This window comes from Pedobacter soli, from assembly GCF_900101435.1.
Taxonomy (GTDB): domain Bacteria; phylum Bacteroidota; class Bacteroidia; order Sphingobacteriales; family Sphingobacteriaceae; genus Pedobacter; species Pedobacter soli.
The window spans coordinates 527,324-547,112 of the sequence record NZ_FMZH01000002.1 but is presented as its reverse complement, the minus strand read 5'-3'; the positions used below and the strand labels follow the sequence as shown (position 1 = coordinate 547,112).

Annotated in this window: 17 protein-coding genes; 5 read left to right on the top strand and 12 right to left on the bottom strand. The window is 40.3% G+C overall.

Features of this window, described 5'->3' with window-relative positions; all coding sequences use genetic code 11:
* A complete protein-coding gene (locus BLR37_RS06280) occupies positions 1–816 on the bottom strand; it encodes a purine-nucleoside phosphorylase (RefSeq protein ID WP_039475029.1) in 816 nt (271 codons plus the stop codon).
* Positions 788–1,849: a tetraacyldisaccharide 4'-kinase gene (lpxK, locus tag BLR37_RS06275; protein WP_090765968.1), complete on the bottom strand. Its 1,062-nt coding sequence runs from the start codon at positions 1,847–1,849 to the stop codon at positions 788–790. The genes BLR37_RS06280 and lpxK overlap by 29 nt, the downstream gene beginning before the upstream one ends.
* Positions 1,850–2,038: 189 nt before the next feature.
* Here lpxK and BLR37_RS06270 point away from each other — a divergent pair, with 189 nt between their 5' ends.
* On the top strand, positions 2,039–3,178 hold the full coding sequence (locus BLR37_RS06270; RefSeq protein ID WP_090765966.1) for a sterol desaturase family protein: 1,140 nt from the start codon (positions 2,039–2,041) through the stop codon (positions 3,176–3,178).
* 57 nt (positions 3,179–3,235) lie between these two features.
* Here the strand turns inward: BLR37_RS06270 and BLR37_RS06265 are convergent, their stop codons facing one another.
* The 5 genes from BLR37_RS06265 to BLR37_RS06245 form a co-directional block, all read right to left on the bottom strand.
* Positions 3,236–4,399: a carboxypeptidase-like regulatory domain-containing protein gene (locus BLR37_RS06265; RefSeq protein WP_090765963.1), complete on the bottom strand. Its 1,164-nt coding sequence runs from the start codon at positions 4,397–4,399 to the stop codon at positions 3,236–3,238.
* Positions 4,400–4,715: 316 nt separating this feature from the next.
* Positions 4,716–7,763: an efflux RND transporter permease subunit gene (locus BLR37_RS06260; RefSeq protein ID WP_090765960.1), complete on the bottom strand. Its 3,048-nt coding sequence runs from the start codon at positions 7,761–7,763 to the stop codon at positions 4,716–4,718.
* Positions 7,764–7,873: 110 nt separating this feature from the next.
* Positions 7,874–8,926 (bottom strand): efflux RND transporter periplasmic adaptor subunit, encoded by a 1,053-nt coding sequence (locus tag BLR37_RS06255; RefSeq protein ID WP_090765957.1) that lies wholly within the window; start codon positions 8,924–8,926, stop codon positions 7,874–7,876.
* Positions 8,927–8,930: 4 nt separating this feature from the next.
* Positions 8,931–10,292: a TolC family protein gene (locus tag BLR37_RS06250; RefSeq protein WP_090765954.1), complete on the bottom strand. Its 1,362-nt coding sequence runs from the start codon at positions 10,290–10,292 to the stop codon at positions 8,931–8,933.
* 22 nt (positions 10,293–10,314) lie between these two features.
* Positions 10,315–10,953: a TetR/AcrR family transcriptional regulator gene (locus BLR37_RS06245; RefSeq protein ID WP_090765951.1), complete on the bottom strand. Its 639-nt coding sequence runs from the start codon at positions 10,951–10,953 to the stop codon at positions 10,315–10,317.
* A gap of 284 nt (positions 10,954–11,237) precedes the next feature.
* Here BLR37_RS06245 and pruA point away from each other — a divergent pair, with 284 nt between their 5' ends.
* On the top strand, positions 11,238–12,872 hold the full coding sequence (gene pruA / locus BLR37_RS06240) for an L-glutamate gamma-semialdehyde dehydrogenase (RefSeq protein WP_090765948.1): 1,635 nt from the start codon (positions 11,238–11,240) through the stop codon (positions 12,870–12,872).
* 150 nt (positions 12,873–13,022) lie between these two features.
* On the opposite strand, the gene BLR37_RS06235 is transcribed toward pruA, so the two are convergent.
* A complete protein-coding gene (locus tag BLR37_RS06235) occupies positions 13,023–13,784 on the bottom strand; it encodes a response regulator transcription factor (protein ID WP_090765945.1) in 762 nt (253 codons plus the stop codon).
* A 73-nt stretch (positions 13,785–13,857) separates the two neighbouring features.
* The gene (locus BLR37_RS25085) at positions 13,858–14,082 is read right to left on the bottom strand and encodes a hypothetical protein (RefSeq protein ID WP_143009544.1); all 225 of its coding nucleotides are present in this window, start codon (positions 14,080–14,082) and stop codon (positions 13,858–13,860) included.
* Between the two features lie 49 nt (positions 14,083–14,131).
* Between BLR37_RS25085 and BLR37_RS06225 the strand changes: the two genes are divergently transcribed.
* A complete protein-coding gene (locus BLR37_RS06225; protein ID WP_090766556.1) occupies positions 14,132–14,854 on the top strand; it encodes a DUF3667 domain-containing protein in 723 nt (240 codons plus the stop codon).
* A 70-nt stretch (positions 14,855–14,924) separates the two neighbouring features.
* Positions 14,925–15,185 carry a hypothetical protein gene (locus BLR37_RS06220; protein WP_090765940.1) on the top strand — a complete coding sequence of 87 codons (261 nt, stop codon included), beginning with the start codon at positions 14,925–14,927 and terminating at the stop codon, positions 15,183–15,185.
* A 57-nt stretch (positions 15,186–15,242) separates the two neighbouring features.
* Here the strand turns inward: BLR37_RS06220 and can are convergent, their stop codons facing one another.
* From can to BLR37_RS06205, 3 genes are all read right to left on the bottom strand, one after another.
* Entirely contained in the window at positions 15,243–15,899 is a 657-nt protein-coding gene (gene can, locus BLR37_RS06215) for a carbonate dehydratase (protein WP_090765937.1), read from the bottom strand.
* Between the two features lie 2 nt (positions 15,900–15,901).
* The gene (locus tag BLR37_RS06210; protein ID WP_090765934.1) at positions 15,902–17,509 is read right to left on the bottom strand and encodes a SulP family inorganic anion transporter; all 1,608 of its coding nucleotides are present in this window, start codon (positions 17,507–17,509) and stop codon (positions 15,902–15,904) included.
* Between the two features lie 124 nt (positions 17,510–17,633).
* Complete coding sequence (locus tag BLR37_RS06205) at positions 17,634–17,924, bottom strand: hypothetical protein (protein ID WP_233603735.1); 291 nt, start codon at positions 17,922–17,924, stop codon at positions 17,634–17,636.
* A gap of 318 nt (positions 17,925–18,242) precedes the next feature.
* On the opposite strand from BLR37_RS06205, the gene BLR37_RS06200 reads away from it, so the two are divergent.
* On the top strand, positions 18,243–19,784 hold the full coding sequence (locus BLR37_RS06200) for an acyl-CoA carboxylase subunit beta (protein ID WP_208599608.1): 1,542 nt from the start codon (positions 18,243–18,245) through the stop codon (positions 19,782–19,784).
* The last annotated feature ends 5 nt before the right edge of the window (positions 19,785–19,789 follow it).

The window sequence follows — 19,789 nt, the reverse complement described above, 5'->3', positions numbered from 1 at the left end:
TTACAGTTCGGCAATTAAGCGGGTTAAAATTTCGGTCATTTTAGGCTCGGCTTTAGCTGCAGCCTCTAAAATTTCGTCTAAGTTAAAAGGTTGTAAATCTTCAGGGAAACCTTCGTCGGTTAATACCGAAATGGCAAATACGGGTAAGCCGGCATGGTTGGCCACGATTACTTCGGGCACTGTGCTCATTCCTACGGCATCGGCACCAATTAAACGCAGGTACTTATATTCGGCCTTGGTTTCTAAATTAGGGCCAGAAACGGCTACATAAACACCTTTATGGCATTTAACATCTACATCTTTGGCAATTTCTAGAGCTTTAGCAATGATGGCGCGCTTATACGGCTGGCTCATGTCTGGAAAACGTGGCCCCAGTTCGCTTTCGATCAAACCCCTTAGCGGGTTATCTGGCTGCAGGTTAATGTGATCTTCAATAATCATCAAATCGCCCTTTTTAAACTCGGGGTTTAAAGAGCCCGCAGCATTCGAAACAATCAGGTTTTCGATCCCTAATCCTTTCATTACACGCACAGGAAAAGTAATTTGCTGCATGCTGTAGCCTTCGTAATAATGCAGGCGACCTTGCATGGCTACAATTTTCTTTCCGTTTAAGGTACCAAAAATGAGTTTACCGCTGTGAAACTCTAAAGTAGAAATCGGAAAATTAGGGATATTGGAATACATGAGCTGGTGCTCTACCTCAATATCTTTTACCAATCCGCCTAAGCCAGTGCCTAAAACAATGCCAATTTCGGGTTTAAAGTTCTCTGTTTTACGTTTTATATATTCAACGGTTTCTTCTATTGCTCTTAACATAATTTAAAATGAGTTCGTCAAAGGTAATCTTATCTTCTTCAAATAATTCAACCTCGATGGGTAAATAATATACAGGTAAATTTACCAGTAAATCCTCAAATCCGGTAGCTCTTAAACGTTTGCTATCCTTTTCTGTTGTGATGATGATTTTTTCTTTTTTTGTCACAGCCACAAAAGCTGTTTTTAACTTGCTGATATCGGCTTGCTTAAAAGCGTAATGATCGCGAAATGCTTGATGCTTGATAGTCTGTGTGTATTTTTGCAGTTCTTCGATCAAAGGTTCGGGATTGGCAATACCGGTAAGCAGAAAAACTTCAAAATCTTTAATCGATTCAAGCGGCATGATTTCTTCGTGGTACAGGTGCTGTAACTGGCCATATTTTAAATAAGCATGCAGCACAGGCTGGTTATTATCGGGTTGTAATTCGTTTATCGATGCTTGCTGGGCAACATGTAAAAAGGGCACCGGAGATTTGGTAACCAAAAGCACATCGGCTCTTTTGCGCGAAGCGAAAACATCCCTTAAATTCCCTGCAGGCAGCAAAAACTGTAGGGTGCCCAGTTTCCTGAACTCAAAAAGCAAGATATTAAAACCCGCTTTAATGGCGCGATGTTGAAAAGCATCATCCAGAATAATAACATCGTGGTTATTTTGCAACTGCCTTACTCCTGCCACGCGATCTTCACACACTGCTACGGTAACCTGCTTAAATTTTTGGTAATATTGTAAAGGTTCATCGCCAATGGTTTCGGCTGTAGCGCGGTGATCAGCCAGAATAAAACCTTTCGTTTTACGCCCATAGCCCCTGCTTAAAATAGCCACGTTATAACCATCCAGCAGCCTTATTAAATATTCGGTTGTTGGCGTTTTTCCGGAGCCGCCAACAGCCAGGTTGCCTACACAAATTATTGGCAAATTGAACGATACACTCCGCATAATGCCCCAATCATAAAGCTTTTTCCGGAGTATAACGGCCATAGCATAAACCCATGAAAAAGGAAGCAGCAGAAGACGTAAATAATTAACTAGCATAGTGTCGTGTTTTCAAAAATACTGATTATTTAAAAAAGAACTGCATTGCTTTTGGCAATGCCTGCTAAATGAACCTGTGGTGGTTAAAAATGTTTGCCAAATCTCACCCATTTTTGAACACAGGTGTGATTTAAATTGATAAGCCTGAATTTTATTTTTATACTTGTTGTTCTATCAAAACATAAATAAATGTCTCCAAATAAACGCTTAGTAGTTGGTCAAGGTCAGATTAGCGGCTACATTTCTATATTTTTAGCCGTTTTGGCTTTACTCGGCATCCTTTGTTTTCATTATCCCGAGAAATTGACAACCCCCGAATTCCGAGAAATTTACACCAAAGACAGTGTCGAAGTTATGATGCTGGGCGGGGTAATTGCGGCTTTCTTCTTTTCGGCACTAAGTATCGTTTTAAGCAAAAAACTAAAGTGGGCCTGGCCTGGTTTTTTACTGGCTGCTTTTGCTGTATTATTGGGTGCCGTGACTGTTGAAGGCCGGGATGTTGCCAAATCAAACTGGCATTTTGGCCTAGACTGGATGATTTTGGATTTACTGTTAATGGTGGCTATTTTTGTTCCATTGGAATTGTTTTTCCCAAAAAACACCAACCAGACTAAATTCCACGAAGAGTGGCGTACCGATCTAACCTATTTTGTAGTCAGCCATTTATTTATCCAGTTTTTTGGTATTGTTACGCAAAAACCTGCGGTGTTGTTTTTTGGCTGGATGGGTTTAGATAAAATCCATACCTGGGTGCAAAGCCTGCCATTTGCCCTGGCCTTGTTCCTGGCGTTCTTCAGTACCGATCTTTTCCAGTATTGGGCGCACCGTTTTTTCCATACTAAAGTAGCTTTGTGGCGTTTTCATTCTATTCACCACTCTACCCAGAACATGGATTGGCTTGCCGGAAGCCGCACACACTTTATCGATATCTTTTTTACCCGTGCCATGACTTTCATCCCTTTGTATATCCTGGGTTTTTCGTCAACTGTGTTTAATGTTTACATCATTTTTATTGCCATTCACGCGGTTTTAATTCACGCCAATACGCGCATTAATTTTGGTCCGCTCAAATATATCTTCACCACACCGCAATACCACCACTGGCACCATTGCGAAGACCCCAAATATTATGGGCATAACTTCGCTTCGATATTTCCATTTATTGACATGATTTTTGGCACCTATTATTTACCCGGAAAAGAATGGCCAGCCGGAACAGGTGTGCATGAAGCGGCCTACCCGAAAGGATTTGTGAAACAAACCATTTATCCTTTTACCAAAAGCCCATTCGATACGGATTTGAATATGGAAGAACGGAGTGACAGATAAGCTTATTGCATGATTAATGTGGTGGGGTGCAGACACCAACCGCTAAAGAAGTAATAACTAAAACTGCAATTCAATAGGTTTATCTGATTTATAGGTTTCAACAATAATTGCCGGAATGCTTAAATGGTGCCTTTGGTACAGTGCCTGCCAAAATTCTGCGTCATTTTTCTTTGGGTATTTATAAAAATCCTGCCTTAATTTAACTGTTGAGAAATTATTGCTGTTCTTCTGCAAGGGATCAATATCATCTAAAAAAATAAGTTCCATTTCTGCCGAGGGCTCTCCCATTGAGAATAATCCGGCCACTACATTACATTTTAAATAGGTAGAAGCCAGGTACGACTGGCCATTTTTCAGATCATAATTTTGCCTGTTTATCCAAATCATGCTTTTATTAATGGTTGCCACATTACTTTCCATACCTTTGATCAAGTGTCCGTCGACAGTAATATACACCCAGCCATTACGGCTCCTGTACGCCAGATTTTTGACTTTATTGAAATAAATTTTATAGCACTTTACACCTTCATATTCTACCTGACCTTCAATTTCATATTCGTTATCTTCATTTAAAAGATTATCGTTTAAGTTGGTTACAAAATAACACTTAAGTTCAACCCTTAAGTCAACCGCGTAGTTAACCTGAAAATTACCTGAAGTGCCTCCCCTTAATTTATCGAGTCTTCTTAATCCGTTTAATTGTAAGCGTATGTCATTTTTATACTCATCGGTATGTAGATCAAAAACACCTTCGGCAAAGGTTTTGTATTTTCCATCTCTGACCAGGTATTGCCTGCAAATCAGATTTTTGCTTACTACACCAGTATCGCCCAGGTGAGCTACAGCGTTTTTAATCAAAGTTTGCACAAAAGTTGGTGAGTAGATTTCTACATCGTTTAGCCTAATATATTTATCTTTTAATTTAACTATAAAATCGGCGTTAGCTGTACTTTCATCAACCCTCACTGAGTGGTTCTCATAGCCCACAGAACTAAAAGAAAGCAACTGACCTTTGCCTAGCGAATCGATTTTAACACTAAAATTACCCTCATTATCGGTTAACGCAATCAATATCTGATGATGATAGATAGACACTGATTCGAGACCTTTATTACCTGCGTTAAGCACACGACCCTTAATTACCTTTTGGGCAAAAACATTACTTAAGCAAAAAAATAAAAACGAGAAAAATAGCAGGAAGTATTTGGAGAGGTGGCGCATTTAGATTTTAATTTAGTTTCCCTAAAGTATCAATAATTTAGAGATATGCACTTAATTATTTGCCGTTTAACTTACAGCCGCCCGATCTCGACATTGCTTATCACACATCATTTCCCTGTAGTTACTGGAGTGGTTTAAACCCGGTTGAAGCGGAAATACTTTTTGTTCCGCTGGTATTAAAAGAATACTTCTTCCCCCTACATTATCAATAACGCTCAGAAAAGCACTTAAACAAAAAGATTGAAGCAAAAAACGGGGCTGACATTCCTATAAAATGCCAGCCCCTGCTTTTCAAAATATATTGAATTACACTCTTTTAGCTTTCTACCTTTGGCGGCATTAATTTATAAACCACCGGTGTTACAATCCGCGATAAGAGCGTAGAACTGATTAAACCACCAATCATTACGATGGCCAGTGGCGAAATAAGCGGGTTGCTGGAAAGTGCGATAGGCAACAAACCCCCGATAGCTGTAAAGGTAGTTAAGATGATGGGCAGGAACCTGATCTCTCCAGCTTCTTCAATGGCCTGGTTTAAAGGCATTCCTTCGGCGCGCAACTGATTGGTAAAATCGACCAGCAAAATTGTGTTTTTCACTTCAATACCCGCCAAAGCCACAATACCGATAGTTGCCACAAACGACAAGGAATTGCCTGTAACCATTAGTGCCAATACAGCCCCCACAATACCCAGTGGAATAACCGAAAGTACAATAAGCGTACTTTTAAAGGTTTTAAACTCTAGCACCAGCACCGCAATAAAAAGAAAAAGGGTTACCAGCAATATACTGCCAAAACCTCCAAAAGATTGGTTCCGGCTCTCAATTTCGCCGCCCATTTCGAAGGTATAACCATCGGGCAGTTTAAGGTTTTTCATCTGCGCTTCTACATCCTGAATCACTTTATCATTTAAAAAGCCTTTCTGTACAAAAGCATTTACCGAAATGGTACGGGTTTTATTGTAATGGTTAATGCTTAAAGGCGAAGTTTCGAGTTTTAACGAAGCCACCTGCAGTAACGGAATGGATGTGCCCTGGTTGTTATTGATGTATAGGTTATTGAAAACAGTTAAATCAGGATAAGATGGACGTTTGGTGGTAAGCAGGATATTGTAATCGTCGCCGTTAGATTTAGGATTGATAAATTTGCCTACTTCCAAACCGGCTACTGCCATCCGAACGGTACGGTCGATATTAACGGTAGGAATGCCCAGTGCCTGTGCTTTGTCTTTATTGATATCGACTTTAATATCAGATTTTAAGTTTTTAAGCGGATTGTTTACATAAATGGTGCCGGCAGTTTTAAGCAACATATTTTCAACCCGGCCACCAATACTTCTTAAAGTATCTAAATTATCGCCCAGTAAACGTACTTCAACCGGTGAAATAATAGGCTGTCCCTGTTCAAAATCTTTAACTTCTACTTTTGCACCCGGGTATGGCGTCCATTTTTTGCGTAGCATTTCGATAATCTCAATTTTACGATCGGATTTAATATCAGGTTGCAGCAGCACAAAAAGTTCGGCAAAATCTGTTCTTTCATTTTGAGGCAATACGTTATAATAAATCCGTGGATTACCTTTCCCCACATTAGATGCAAAATACCTGACTTCAGGAATCTTTTTCAATTCCTTTTCAATGGCTTTAGTAACCGAATCGGTATAATTGAGGTTCGATTGCAAAGGGGTAGAAATATTGATCAAAAACTGTGGTTTTTCTGATGCCGGAAATAAGCTAAAACCAATAACGGGAATAAGCATAATAGAGCCTGCAAAAATGGCTACCGCAATTACAATGGTTAAAACAGGTTTAGCAAGTGCCTTATCGAGTAATTTGGAATATGAGCCGTGGATAATTTTCTGTAAAGTGCGCAGAAAAATATTGCCATTGGCATCGGCATGTGGTTTTAACAGTTTGCTCGATAAAAAAGGTACTACGGTTAATGCCACTAACATTGAGGCAATAACCGAGCAGATTACGGCTACGGGTAAACTCCTGATAAATTCGCCCGAAGCTTCGGGTAAAAACATCAAAGGCATAAAAGCGATAATGAGCGTGGCGGTACACCCCATTACAGCCATTCCAATTTGTTTGGTGGCTTTCAGTGTAGCTTCCAACCGGCTATGCCCGTCGCGCATCCATCGTTCGATATTTTCGACTACCACAATACTATCATCAACCAGCAAACCCAGCGATACCACCAGGCCAACAATACTCAACTGGTTTAAACTAAAACCCAAAACACTCAACAAAACCACACCGATTGCTAAAGAAAGTGGAATAGAAACCATTACCACAATTGAAGCCCGAGTACCCAAAGGTAAAAGCGTAACCAAAACCAATAAAATGGCAATCATAAAATCGGTACCTAAACCACCCAAACGGCTGTTTACATTATCGGCCTGATCGAACACTAACTGCTGATCGATATTGGCAGGCAAAGTTTTCCTGAATTTCTCGATTACCGGCAAATAGGCTTTTTGGGCCGCGGTAATGTTTCCACCCGATTTTTGTGCAGCTACCACAAAAACACAACGGTGTCCGTTTAAGCGGGTAATGTCTTTTTCCTGCGAATAATCGAAATACACATTGGCTACATCTTTTAAAGCCGTGTTTTTACCGTTGCCACTAAAAACCACTGTATTTTTAATTTCATCGATATTCTGATAGTTACCGCTGGTTTTAATGTTGAACGATTTGGTGCCAGCGTTTACACTTCCACCGGGGATATTGGCCACTTCACTCTGAATGGCACTGGCAATAAAGGTGACCGGAATGTGCAACTGCGCCAGTTTTTCGAGGTTTAAATCTACCCGAACCAACTGATCTGGCAAACCCATAATTTCTACATTTTTCAAGAACGGGATTTTCTCGAGCTCCGACTGTAAATCTTCGGCTTTTGCTTTCAGTTTATCGCGCGAGGCATTTTCCGATACCAGTGCTATCTGCAATACATTTACATCAGAAGGGGAAACTTTTTGCACCTCCATGCTATAAATTTCCTGAGGAAGATTGGCACGCTCGCTGTTTACCTCACGTACCAGTTCCTGGTATTTATCGTCGACATTTACGGCATATTTATACTCTACAAAAAGTACAGCCAAGCCGTCGCGGATAGTAGTTTTAATGTTCTTGATATCATCCAGGCCATAGATGGTTTTCTCTAAAGGCTTTACTACCAGCTCTTCCATATCCTTCGGACTTGCCCCAGGATACACCACCACCACAGGATAATTTGGTGCATTCATATCGGGATCTTCCGACCGTGGCATGTTGAATATAGTGGTAATGCCCAGCGCCAACACCATGAGTACCATGATGAGCGTAAACTGGTAGTTTTTTACAGCGTATTCTGATATTTTCATCTTCTTAGCTATGGTTTATATTTCTTTTCCGTCGTAAGGGTGATTTCACAGATTTGAGTGATTACACCGATTTTCAGATTGCTTTCAGCTTTGGTCTTTAGTCCTTCAGCTTATTTTACCACCTTAATCTTCGAACCATCGGTTAAATAAGCACTACCCGAAACAATTAAGCCAGCTGCATTTTCTAAACCTCCGGTAATACTGATTTTATCGTTCTGGATAGCTCCTAACTGAACCTTTACTTTTTGGGCCGTTTTATTATCGTTTGTAATAAAAACATAGCCTTCATTTTCGCCACCATCTAAAAGGGCATCATAAGGAATGGTGTAGCCGCTACTTCTTTTGGTTGGAATAATGGTAGCCTTACCGAACAAACCTGCGGCAAGCCCCTGAATTTTTGCATCGCTTAAACTCAGCTCTACGCCAAAAGTTCCACTTTGGGGGTCGATGCCCTCCGCCTTACGACTTACTTTTGCAGCTAAACTTTTGTCAGGTAAAGCATCCGTAGTAATGGTGGCATCATCGCCTGTTTTTAAAGCTGCCCATTGCGTATCGCTTAAACCAACTTTTAAAATCCATTTACTTTGTTTTGCACCGTTTATTTGTAAAACCGGGGTTCCTGGTCCTACTATCTGACCATCGTTAGCCAGTTTTTTAAGCACATAACCACTGCTTGTAGCTCTGATTTCGGAATAGTTTTGATTAAATTTTACGGCATCCAATTGTTGTTTAGCTACCTGTAGTGCAGTTTTGGCATTTTGCATTTGCTCTAAAGTAGCCACACTATCTTTATACAGTTTGCTTGCCCGGCTGTAATCACGTTCGGCTTTTTGGTAAGACAGGTTAACCTGCTGCACCTGCGCCGAAATTTCCGTCTGATTTACTGTTGCCAGCAACTGTCCCTGATGCACAGCATCGCCTTCTTTCACCAGAATCCGGTTAATGATGCCTCCGTTTTTAAAAGACAGGAAAGTTTCATCGTTGGTGGTAAATTGTCCGGAAGCTGCAATGGCATGACTGGCATCTTCTACCTGAAGCGGCATTACTTTTACAGGAACAGTATCCTGATTACCAACACCGGCAGTATCGGTTTTATGGTTACCGCAGGCACTTATGGTGAAAACCGCAGCAAGCAGGGTTGAGTAAATAAAGATCTTCTTCATAAAATTAATTTATTGAATAGGTTGCGGTTTCGCGTTCCACATCGGCCATTGCCGACAAAACTTTATACCGGTTTATATTAACTAATAATTGGGCCGCTGTGTATTGGTTACGGGCATCGATGGTTTCGATAAATGAGTTTGTACCCGCTTTATACCCTTTTTCAATGAGGCGCTGATAACTGGAAGCCGCCTCGAACTGTTTGAGCGAAGACTGATAAGTTTGGTAAGCAGCCTTTAAATTATTTTGTGCTGTTTTAGCCGAAAGATTGAGCTGTTGCGCAACTAAACTGGCATTTAGCTCGGCATTTTTAAGATCGAGATTGCTTTGCCTGATTTTAAAATTATTGCGGTTTCCGGTAAAAATCGGAATATCGAGCTGCAAGCCAATCATATAATAACGGGTATTGTCGTTAAAATGAAAACCTTCCGATTGTGAGCCCAGATCCACAAAACCACCCAATTTTGGCACTGCAAATTGCCGGTTCATTTTAAGTGCGGTTCTATTGATGCTGATGAGCTGATCTAAAGCCTTTAATTCTTCTCTTCCACCGGTTACCGATAAATCGGCAATGAGTGCTGTGGCTTTGTTCAAATCTGCCTGGTTATCAAAATTTGCATCAATCTTTTCGCCACCATCGCGGTTTAAGAGGAAATTAAAATACATGCAGGCATTGGTTACCTGCTGCTCAGCGGAAACGAGTTGGGCATTTACATTTTCTACCTCGCTCTTTGAACGCAATACATAGGCTGGTAAACCTTTGCCTCCATCGAGTAATTTTTCGTTTACCCGCAAACCTTCGCTGGCCAGTTGTAAACCCGATTTATAAATATCAACCGCCTGCAAGGCATTCTGATAATTGTAGTAGGCCGTTTTAATGCTGCGTACCAAATCGCGTTTGTAAATCTGCACTTCAAATTCCTGCAAGCTTACCTGCTGTTCTGAAATTTGTTTGTTATAACCCAAATCGGTATTAATAATGGGCACCGTTGTACGCACTTTAGCATCATAATAATTCTTGGGTAAGAAGTTGATGCTCTGGTTTTCCAATAGCGGAAAATTATTTGTTTTGGTTAATTGATTCAGCGTAGTATAAACGGGATTTAACAAATCGCCGAGTGGCAGCGGGATGTTACGACCACCATCAGCGGTAGACCATGTGGTAGAAAAAGCAACAGTTGGCAGATATAAACTCCTGGCTGTTTTTAACGCCAGTTGAGCTTTATCCAGCGAAATGTTTTTCTGTTGTAAAACAATGTTGTTCTTAAAAGCTTCGGCAACATAACCATCCAGCAACTGTTGCGCATTAGCCTTCGAAACACAAACCATAACCGAGAAAAACAGCAAACTAAATAACTTCGTTCTCATAATTAACAGTGTTAATTTAATGTTATTTTAAACTATTCAACATAGCGATAAAGCCCTCAAAAGTTTTCTCCAGCCAGTCGCCTTCCTCTAATATATGGGCTTTAGTAGTAGCCATGTGATCGAGGTGCCCCTGCAACTTTAAGCTGCACAAACCATGCATTAACGACCATACATTAAGCGCAAAGGTGGTGGTATCGAAACTGGTAAAGTAACCTGCAGCCTTGCATTGATCAACCGTCATAATTAAGGCAGTAAAGGCTTGCTCGCCCTCCTCCCACTCTTCGTCATGGCAGTGCGCCTTAACAAATTCGATGGGTTCCTTCATGATAAACATGAGTTCATAAAAGTCGGGATTGTTTAGCGCAAAGCTCATATAAACACGCCCCATAGCCTTTAAACGCTCAAAAGGCTCACTTACATGCTGCAAAACGCCAAACTGCGAACCCAATAATTTAAAGCCTTCCTGATGCAGGGCATACATGATATCGGCCTTGTCTTTATAGTACAGGTAAATGGTAGTCGGGCTGAATTCTATTTTCTCCGCAATCTTTCTGATTGAGGTGGCCTCGTAGCCATCCTTTAAAAAAAGTTCCTTCGCCGCATCCAAAATCCGCTGACGTAAATCTTCCTTATGCTTCTCTTTACGCTCTTTTATTCCCATGATAAAACAATTACAGTGCAAACATAATTAACACTGTTAATAAAATGAAATTATTTTAGAAATATTTTTATTTGAGAAAGAGTCGGTTGAAATATTTAAGCCATCAAATACTGAATCCGACACACCATTACACCATTAACTAAATCTTAACCAAAACTCCTATGAATTTAACCCGCTCTTAATCCACCTCCTTTACTCAAACGTTTGCCCTATTTTCTTTACAGAATAATGGAATGGCCTATGTTAAAAAGCAGTATCTTTGCGCAACTCATAAAAAATACACTATGCTTAAAGGATTTTTTAACGTACCTACCCCGGTAAACGAACCCATTTTAAACTACGGACCAGGCAGTAAAGAGCGTGCTCTTTTAAAAGAAGCATTGGCCGAAGCCCGCGCACACCAGCAAGACATTCCGATGTATATTGGTGGTAAGCAGGTTCATACTACCAAAAAAGGTAAAGTTGTTCCACCTCACGATCATCAACATATTTTAGCCCAATACAGCATTGGCGATAAAACGCACATTGCACAAGCTATTGATGCTGCTTTAGCTGCTAAACAAGACTGGGAAAACCTGGCCTGGGAGCACAGAGCTGCAATCTTTTTAAAAGCTGCCGATTTAATTGCCGGTAAATACCGTTATAAATTAAATGCAGCTACTATGCTTGGCCAAAGCAAAAATGCTTATCAGGCAGAAATTGATGCCGCTTGCGAGCTGATCGATTTCTTACGTTTTAACGTAAGCTACATGGCCGATATTTACAAGCAACAACCTCCGGTGTCGCCACGCGGAAGCTGGAACCGTGTGGAGCAACGCCCTTTAGAAGGTTTCGTATTTGCCCTTACTCCTTTCAACTTTACTGCAATTGCAGCGAATTTGCCTGCTTCTGCAGCCATGATGGGTAACGTAGTAGTATGGAAACCTGCCGATACACAAGTATATGCAGCTAACCTGTTGATGGAAATTTTCCGCGAAGCAGGCTTACCTGATGGTGTGGTAAATTTGGTTTATGCCGACGGACCAGAAACCGGTGATGTAATTTTTAACCACCCTGATTTTGCAGGTATTCACTTTACAGGTTCTACCAAAGTATTTCAGGAAATCTGGAAAACCATTGGTACCAACATTCATAAATACAGATCGTACCCACGCATTGTAGGCGAAACAGGTGGTAAAGATTTTATCCTGGTTCACCCATCTGCACAAACTAAAGTAGCCAGCACAGCTATTGTTCGTGGTGCTTTTGAATACCAGGGACAAAAATGTTCGGCAGCTAGTCGTGTTTACATTGCAGAAAGCCTTTGGCCTGAAATTAAAGAACAAATGTTAGCTGACCTGGCTACCTTTAAAATGGGTGGTACAGAAGATTTCACCAACTTTATTAATGCGGTAATTGATGAGCGTTCGTTTGATAAACTGGCTAAATACATCGATCAGGCTAAAAAAGACAAAGGTGTAGAAATTATTGCGGGTGGTAACTACGATAAGAGCAAAGGTTATTTTGTTGAGCCAACTATCCTTGTGGTTGAAGATCCAAAATACACCACCATGTGCGAAGAATTGTTTGGCCCGGTATTAACGGTTTATGTTTATGCCGATCAGGATTTTGATTCGATTTTAGAGGTAATTGATACCACTTCACCATACGCTTTAACAGGTGCCTTAATTGCACAAGACCGTTATGCAATCGAGAAAGCAAGCCATGCATTACGCAACTCAGCTGGTAACTTCTACATTAACGATAAATGTACTGGTGCAGTAGTTGGTCAGCAGCCTTTTGGTGGTGCCAGAGGTTCTGGTACAAACGATAAAGCGGGTTCGATGATCAATTTATTGCGTTGGGTTTCTCCACGTACGATTAAAGAGGTTTTCGAATCGCCTACTGATTACCGTTACCCATTCTTAGCTGAAGATTAATTCAGGCTAAGCATTACATTATAAGAAAACCTCCGGAAATCCCGGAGGTTTTTCTTTTTATTAATGTGTCATCCTGAGCTTGTCGAAGAATCTTTGCTAAATTTCAATGCATCAAGTGAAGGTTACCAAAAATTACCTCTCATCCAAAAATCAAATCACCTTATTATTTACCGCGTAAGAAAGCGCCTCAACAATATTACTAACCCCAAAATTCTCAAATATCCGCCTCCGGTAATACTTAACGGTATCAGGAGATACAAATATTTTATCAGCAATCTGATTAATGGTTAAGCCCTGTGCGTACAAACGTAAAACCTCAAGCTCGCGCTCTGTAAGCTGCGGTTTTACCTGCTTTTTCCACAGCTGGCTGTTTAAGTCCAAATGCCAGATCTGATCGGAGCCCTGTTTATGGATTGCCGCGTTGCCTGCTGTTTTATTAGCAGAAATGGAGACTACGCAAAACGCTTTCCACATTTTCCCTTCTGCATTGAGAAAAAGTGGCGTAAGTTTATGATTGATCAATGTGGATTTGCCGTTTTTATTCTGCAAATGAAAATCGTAAGTGATGCTGTATTGCTTTTTTTCGCCAATGGGCAATTTCTCAAAAAAATCGAATCCGGTTTCGTTAATCAGATCAAGCAATTGCAGATCTTTTTCAGGCACGTTGTTAAAATAAAAACCATACCCCATTTCCATTACTTCGGCTACGGTATGGCCACAAAGAAAAAGCGGATTACCCGATACATATTCGAATTTCATTTCGGCATAATCGATAACATATACGCTTTGGTAAGTTAGCTTTTCGAATGCACTAATGGCTTCCAGATAGTTCTCCAGCTGGAGCTTATCTTCGTAGCTTACCTTTTCTATTTTATTTTTAGTCAGTAATCCTGTATGGTTATCGGCTTTCATGGAACATCTAAAGTAACAAAATTACACTAAAGTGTAGTCTCGAATCGGTTTACATTGCTGAATTTTGTGCTTATTACAATCTCATTATGGCAACCGAAGAATCAACTAAACTAACCCTTACCGAACTCAGTAAAAACAAAGCAAAATTAAAGGCAATACTTGCTGCAGGTGCAATTGTCTGGCTGTTTTTGTTGTTAGCAGTAATATACCTTTTCATATATAAATCTAAATCGGCTATCCCATTTTTACCTATCCTTATTGCTGTGCCGCTTACATTTTTACCGGCAATGAACAGCATGGCTCAGATTAATAAAGAAATAAAATCACGCAATCAAAACTAATTGGCCATGATAGCGATTTGTACCAGCTGCCAGCAGGACATACCCGAAAATTACTGTACCAAATGCGGTGAACCAGCAATCCTTAAAAGAATTGACCGGCAATACATTCAGCATGAAATAGAACATGTGCTGCATTTAGAAAAGGGAATATTTTATACAATTAAAGAATTATTGATCAGGCCAGGACAAACTATCCACAATTTTATATCCAATGACAGGAGCAGATTGGTAAAACCGGTTGTATTTGTTGTTGTAACTTCTTTAATTTATACGCTGATCAATCACTTTTTCCATATTGAGGAAGGTTACTTTAATTTCGACAAAACCACAACTGCAGCCATAAACCCGATTAATGAGTGGGTGCAGAGTCATTATGGTTATGCCAATATGCTTATGGGCATATTTATGGCCTTATGGCTGAAACTCTTTTTCAGAAAATATGATTATAATTTCTTCGAATTACTCATTCTTCTGTGCTTTTTACAGGGAATGGGCATGCTGATTTTTGCCATTTTTGCGGTACTTGAAGGGCTCACCCATGTTCACCTTTTGCAATATTCGGCTATGCTTTTTATGGTTTACTTTTCATGGGCCGTAGGGCAATTTTTCGATAAACACAAATACATTAATTACCTAAAGGCACTTGGCGGCTATATTTTAGGGGTAATTACTTTTACAGGCTGTACGCTGTTGTTAGGAGTGTTGATATACGCGGTTACCAAACATTAAGCCTGCCAGCAGGAATATAAAACCAATCTGTTTTTGCAGTGTTTTGATATAAACACCTCAGCTACAGATCATGGAAAAGCAAAAAGAAAAAAACGAAAATCTCGGCAATAAAAATATCGATAATACGGCTGATAAGAGCAATATGCCCAATCAACAGGTTCCCCGCCACCGCAGCAACGATAAAGAGAAAAAGAATACGGTTGAGACCGAAGCCGGTAACCTGGGCCGCGATTTCGGAATGGGAGATTTTGGTTCTGAAGAAGCCAGAACTGATGCCGAAAAAGGCAATAAAGGTCATGCAGGTAATATGCCTAATACTTCAAAAAAATAAAGCCCGGATAAATCCGGGCTTTCCTAACAACTAAAAAATAACATCTAAAAGATGCTTTTAACTTACCTTAAAAGCAGCCGCCACATCATCAAGACCTGTGCTGGTTACTTTAAGATCTTTAATTAGTCCTGTTTTTAAGCTGTACACCCAGGCATGAACGGCTAATTCCTGGCCATTTGCCCACGCACTTTGTACAATAGAAGTGTTCATCACATTCGATGCACCTTCAATAGCATTTAACTCTACCAAACGGTCGAAACGTTGGTCTTCATCTTTAATGGTAGACATTTCGCGTTCGTGTGTACGATAAACATCGCGAATGTTTCTTAACCAGTTATCAATAATACCTACTTGTTTGTTGCCCAGGGCAGCCTTAACACCACCACAACCATAATGACCACACACAATTACATGTTTAACTTTCAAAACATTAATCGAATAGTCCAGTACCGAAAGTAAATTCATATCGGTATGCACCACCACATTGGCAATGTTACGGTGTACAAAAACATCGCCTGGTTTAGTGTTTGTAATCTGGTTTGCGGGCACACGGCTATCCGAGCAGCCAATCCACAATACCGGTGGGCTCTGTCCTGCCGAAAGTTTATCGAAAAATGAAGGATCATTATCGATCATATCTTTAACCCAGTCTCTGTTACCCTGTAACAGGCTATCGTATGTTATATCTTGTGTTTCAATTGTTTTAGCGCACATAATTATAATTTATTTATATCTTCTTCTACTTTAATATTTAATTTTGGAACAGCGTAATGCTTCTGAATGTTTTCGAGGGTTACAATAATCCCTTTGGTATAGGCATTATGCTTGTAATTGAATATCGTTTCCAAAACATCCGGATCAATAAAACGGGCATTGGTACCATCAATAATTACATCTGTTTCTTTAGGGATATTTGTTAAAACTACCTGTATTGCAGCTTTATTTAAAAAAGAAACCTCTTCGGCCAGTTTAATCCTGATATGCTTTTTGTCGCCTTCGTTGGTAACGCGGTAGAAAAACGGATTACGCATATTGGTACGCAATAAATAGAATACCGAAATTAACATACCGATAGCCACACCTTTAAGTAAATCGGTAAACAGAACGGCTAAAATAGTTACTACAAACGGAACAAACTGATCCCATCCCTTGTGGTACATGTGTTTAAATAAGCTTATTCTGGTTAATTTATAACCGGTCATTAAAAGAATAGCAGCCAAACAAGATAAGGGGATCATATTGATTAATTGCGGAATAAACAATACCGAAAGCAACAACCATGTTCCGTGGAATATCGCCGACATTTTGGTTCTTCCACCTGCATTTACATTGGCCGAACTTCTCACAATTACTGCAGTTAATGGTAAACCGCCCAGCAGCCCGCTGGTCATATTTCCAACTCCCTGGGCAACCAATTCCCTGTTGGTTGGCGAAACACGTTTAATTGGGTCAATCTTATCTACCGCTTCTATACTCAGTAAAGTTTCTAAACTCGCCACTACTGCAATAGTTACAGCCACAATGTAAACATCCTTATTGGCCAGCGCAGAAAAATCGGGCATGGTAAATAAACCCAAAAACTCAGAAAAACCATTTACTACAGGGATTTTTACAATCTGATCGGGTCTTAACTGATAAGCCGTTCCGGAGAAAATAAGGCTTGCAATTACACCCATAACCACTACGAGTAAAGGCGCAGGAATGATGCTAAGTTTCTTAAACTTTGGCCAAAAGAGCAGAATGGAAATAGATAACACACTAATGACTACCGCGGCCAGACTAAAATGGCTGAGTGCAGCAGTTATAGCCGAAAAAGTATTTTCGTGGTCTTGTTGTAAGAATCCCTCGTCGCCACTAAAGTCAGAATCTACGCCTACAGCATGTGGAAGTTGCTTAAGGATCAGAATCAAACCAATAGCAGCTAACATTCCTTCAATCACACTCGAAGGAAAATAGTTACCAATCGTTCCGGCTTTTATTAAACCCAAAATAACCTGCAGTGCCCCGGCAAGAAAAACAGCCAGTAAAAAGGTTGGATAACTGCCCAAAGAGGTTATTGCCCCTAAAACAATTACAGTTAAACCTGCGGCGGGTCCGCTTACGCTTAACTGAGATCCACTAACGGATGCCACTACAATACCACCTATGATTCCGGTGATTAAACCGGCAAACAAAGGGGCACCTGAGGCAAGCGCAATACCTAAACACAGCGGCAAAGCCACCAAAAAAACTACAATACTCGAGGGTAAATCCTTCTTTAAATTCTTTTTAAGAAAATATTTCTTCACATCCGTGCCTGAAAAGGCCGGGTTAAACTTTTGCATAACAATAAAATTATCTGGTAAATTTTAACGAATAAAATCGTGTGGAAAACCAAAATGCTATAACCTGACCACTACCTAAATGCAGCCTGCATCAGGTAATGTAAAATGGTTTATCCTGAAAAAACTAGATAAAGTTAGGTGGAGGTGTTGGAACAGTTGGGTGATATGGATCTACATACCGCTTAAAATGCTCTATAAAACTGCTCTTCAAAAAGAAATGGCTTGAAGAGAACTCGTAAGCAAAAATAGGATGATTAAGTTCGATAAGTTTGAAATCGGTAAATTTCGCAGTGTCTTTGGCGGCATCCTTTCCGCCTTCATGCTCTAACTCAATTTGCATGATTACTGCGTTCATAATTTCCTTATCAATGCTTGTACAAAATACCGGCGCACCAGAAATGCCCATCTTCGCCATGAAGATAAACATGAATGAGGCAACGATTAAATATTTGTACTTCCTTAAAAACATCGATTGATTTCTAATCTTATTCTAATGTGATGTTACAAAAATAAACGGATATTTGGTTTTTCAATGCTTAAAGCTGTAAAAAAAATGTAATATACTAAAAATTGACGGCTGTTTTGTCGTAATCTTAAACCTTACAGACTTTAAAAACCTGAAGATTTAATTATTCTTCAGCCCAAAACAACGCTGGCATTTCTATAAAATTACATGCTCCTACCCTTGCAATACCGGCGTTAATTTTTAAATTTAAAATCTCATCGTATGGCAATGGATAAAAAAATAGCATTACTTCAGGATAAAATAAAACAGGCAAACCTTGGCGGCGGACAAGCCAGAATAGACAGTCAGCATAAAAAAGGTAAACTTACCGCCCGCGAGCGGATTCACTTTTTATTAGACGAAGGCAGTTTTGAAGAAATTGGTATGATGGTTACCCACCGAAGTACCGATTTTGGTATGGAAGCCGAAAAATACCTGGGTGACGGTGTGGTTACCGGCTATGGCACCATAAACGGACGCTTAATTTATGTATTCTCTCAGGATTTTACCGTGTTTGGCGGATCTTTATCCGAAACACATGCCGAGAAAATCTGTAAGCTGATGGATATGGCCATGAAAAACGGCGCACCTTTAATCGGCTTAAATGATAGTGGTGGTGCGCGTATCCAGGAAGGTGTGGTTTCTTTAGGTGGTTATGCCGATATTTTTTATAAAAATGTTCAGGCATCAGGGGTAATTCCTCAGCTATCGGCCATTATGGGCCCATGCGCAGGTGGTGCGGTATATTCGCCTGCCATAACCGATTTTATTTTGATGGTTGAAAATACCTCGTACATGTTTGTTACCGGCCCCAATGTAGTTAAAACTGTAACGCACGAAGAAGTAACTTCTGAAGAACTGGGCGGCGCAAGTACGCATGCAACAAAATCAGGCGTTACGCACTTTGCCTGTGCCAACGAAATTGATGCCATTAACCATGTAAAAAAATTGCTCAGCTATATGCCTCAAAACTGCGAAGAAATAGCCAGTCATTTGCCTTACCAATCTGCTGATGAAACCCGCCCGGAACTCAATAACTTTATGCCGGAGAATGCTTCGCAACCTTATGATATGCGCGAAGTCATTTCAACCGTGGTTGATCCTGATAGTTTTTTAGAAGTACATGCCGCCTATGCCGAAAATATTGTAGTGGGTTTTGCCCGATTGGCTGGTCGCAGTATCGGTATTGTAGCCAACCAACCTGCCTATTTAGCTGGGGTATTGGATAGCAATTCTTCTAATAAAGCTGCCAGATTTGTTCGCTTTTGCGATTGCTTTAACATTCCGCTACTGGTATTTGAAGATGTACCAGGCTTTTTGCCTGGAACCGATCAGGAATGGAATGGCATTATTAACAACGGAGCTAAGTTATTGTACGCCTTTAGCGAAGCAACCGTCCCACGCATTACCGTAATTACCAGAAAAGCTTATGGAGGCGCTTACGATGTGATGAACAGCAAACATATTGGAGCAGACATGAATTATGCATGGCCAAGTGCCGAGATTGCGGTAATGGGTGCAAAAGGTGCTGCAGAAATTATCTTCAAGAGAGAAATTACCGCATCAGAAAACCCCGAAGAAAAATGGCTGGAGAAAGAAAAACTTTACTCTGATATTTTTGCCAACCCTTACCGCGCTGCCGAACGTGGTTTTATTGATGAAGTAATTGAGCCAGCCCAGACCAGGGCAAAGTTGATAAAAGCTTTTAAAATGTTAGAAAATAAGGTTGTCAATAATCCGAGGAAAAAACACGGAAATATACCTTTGTAAAATAG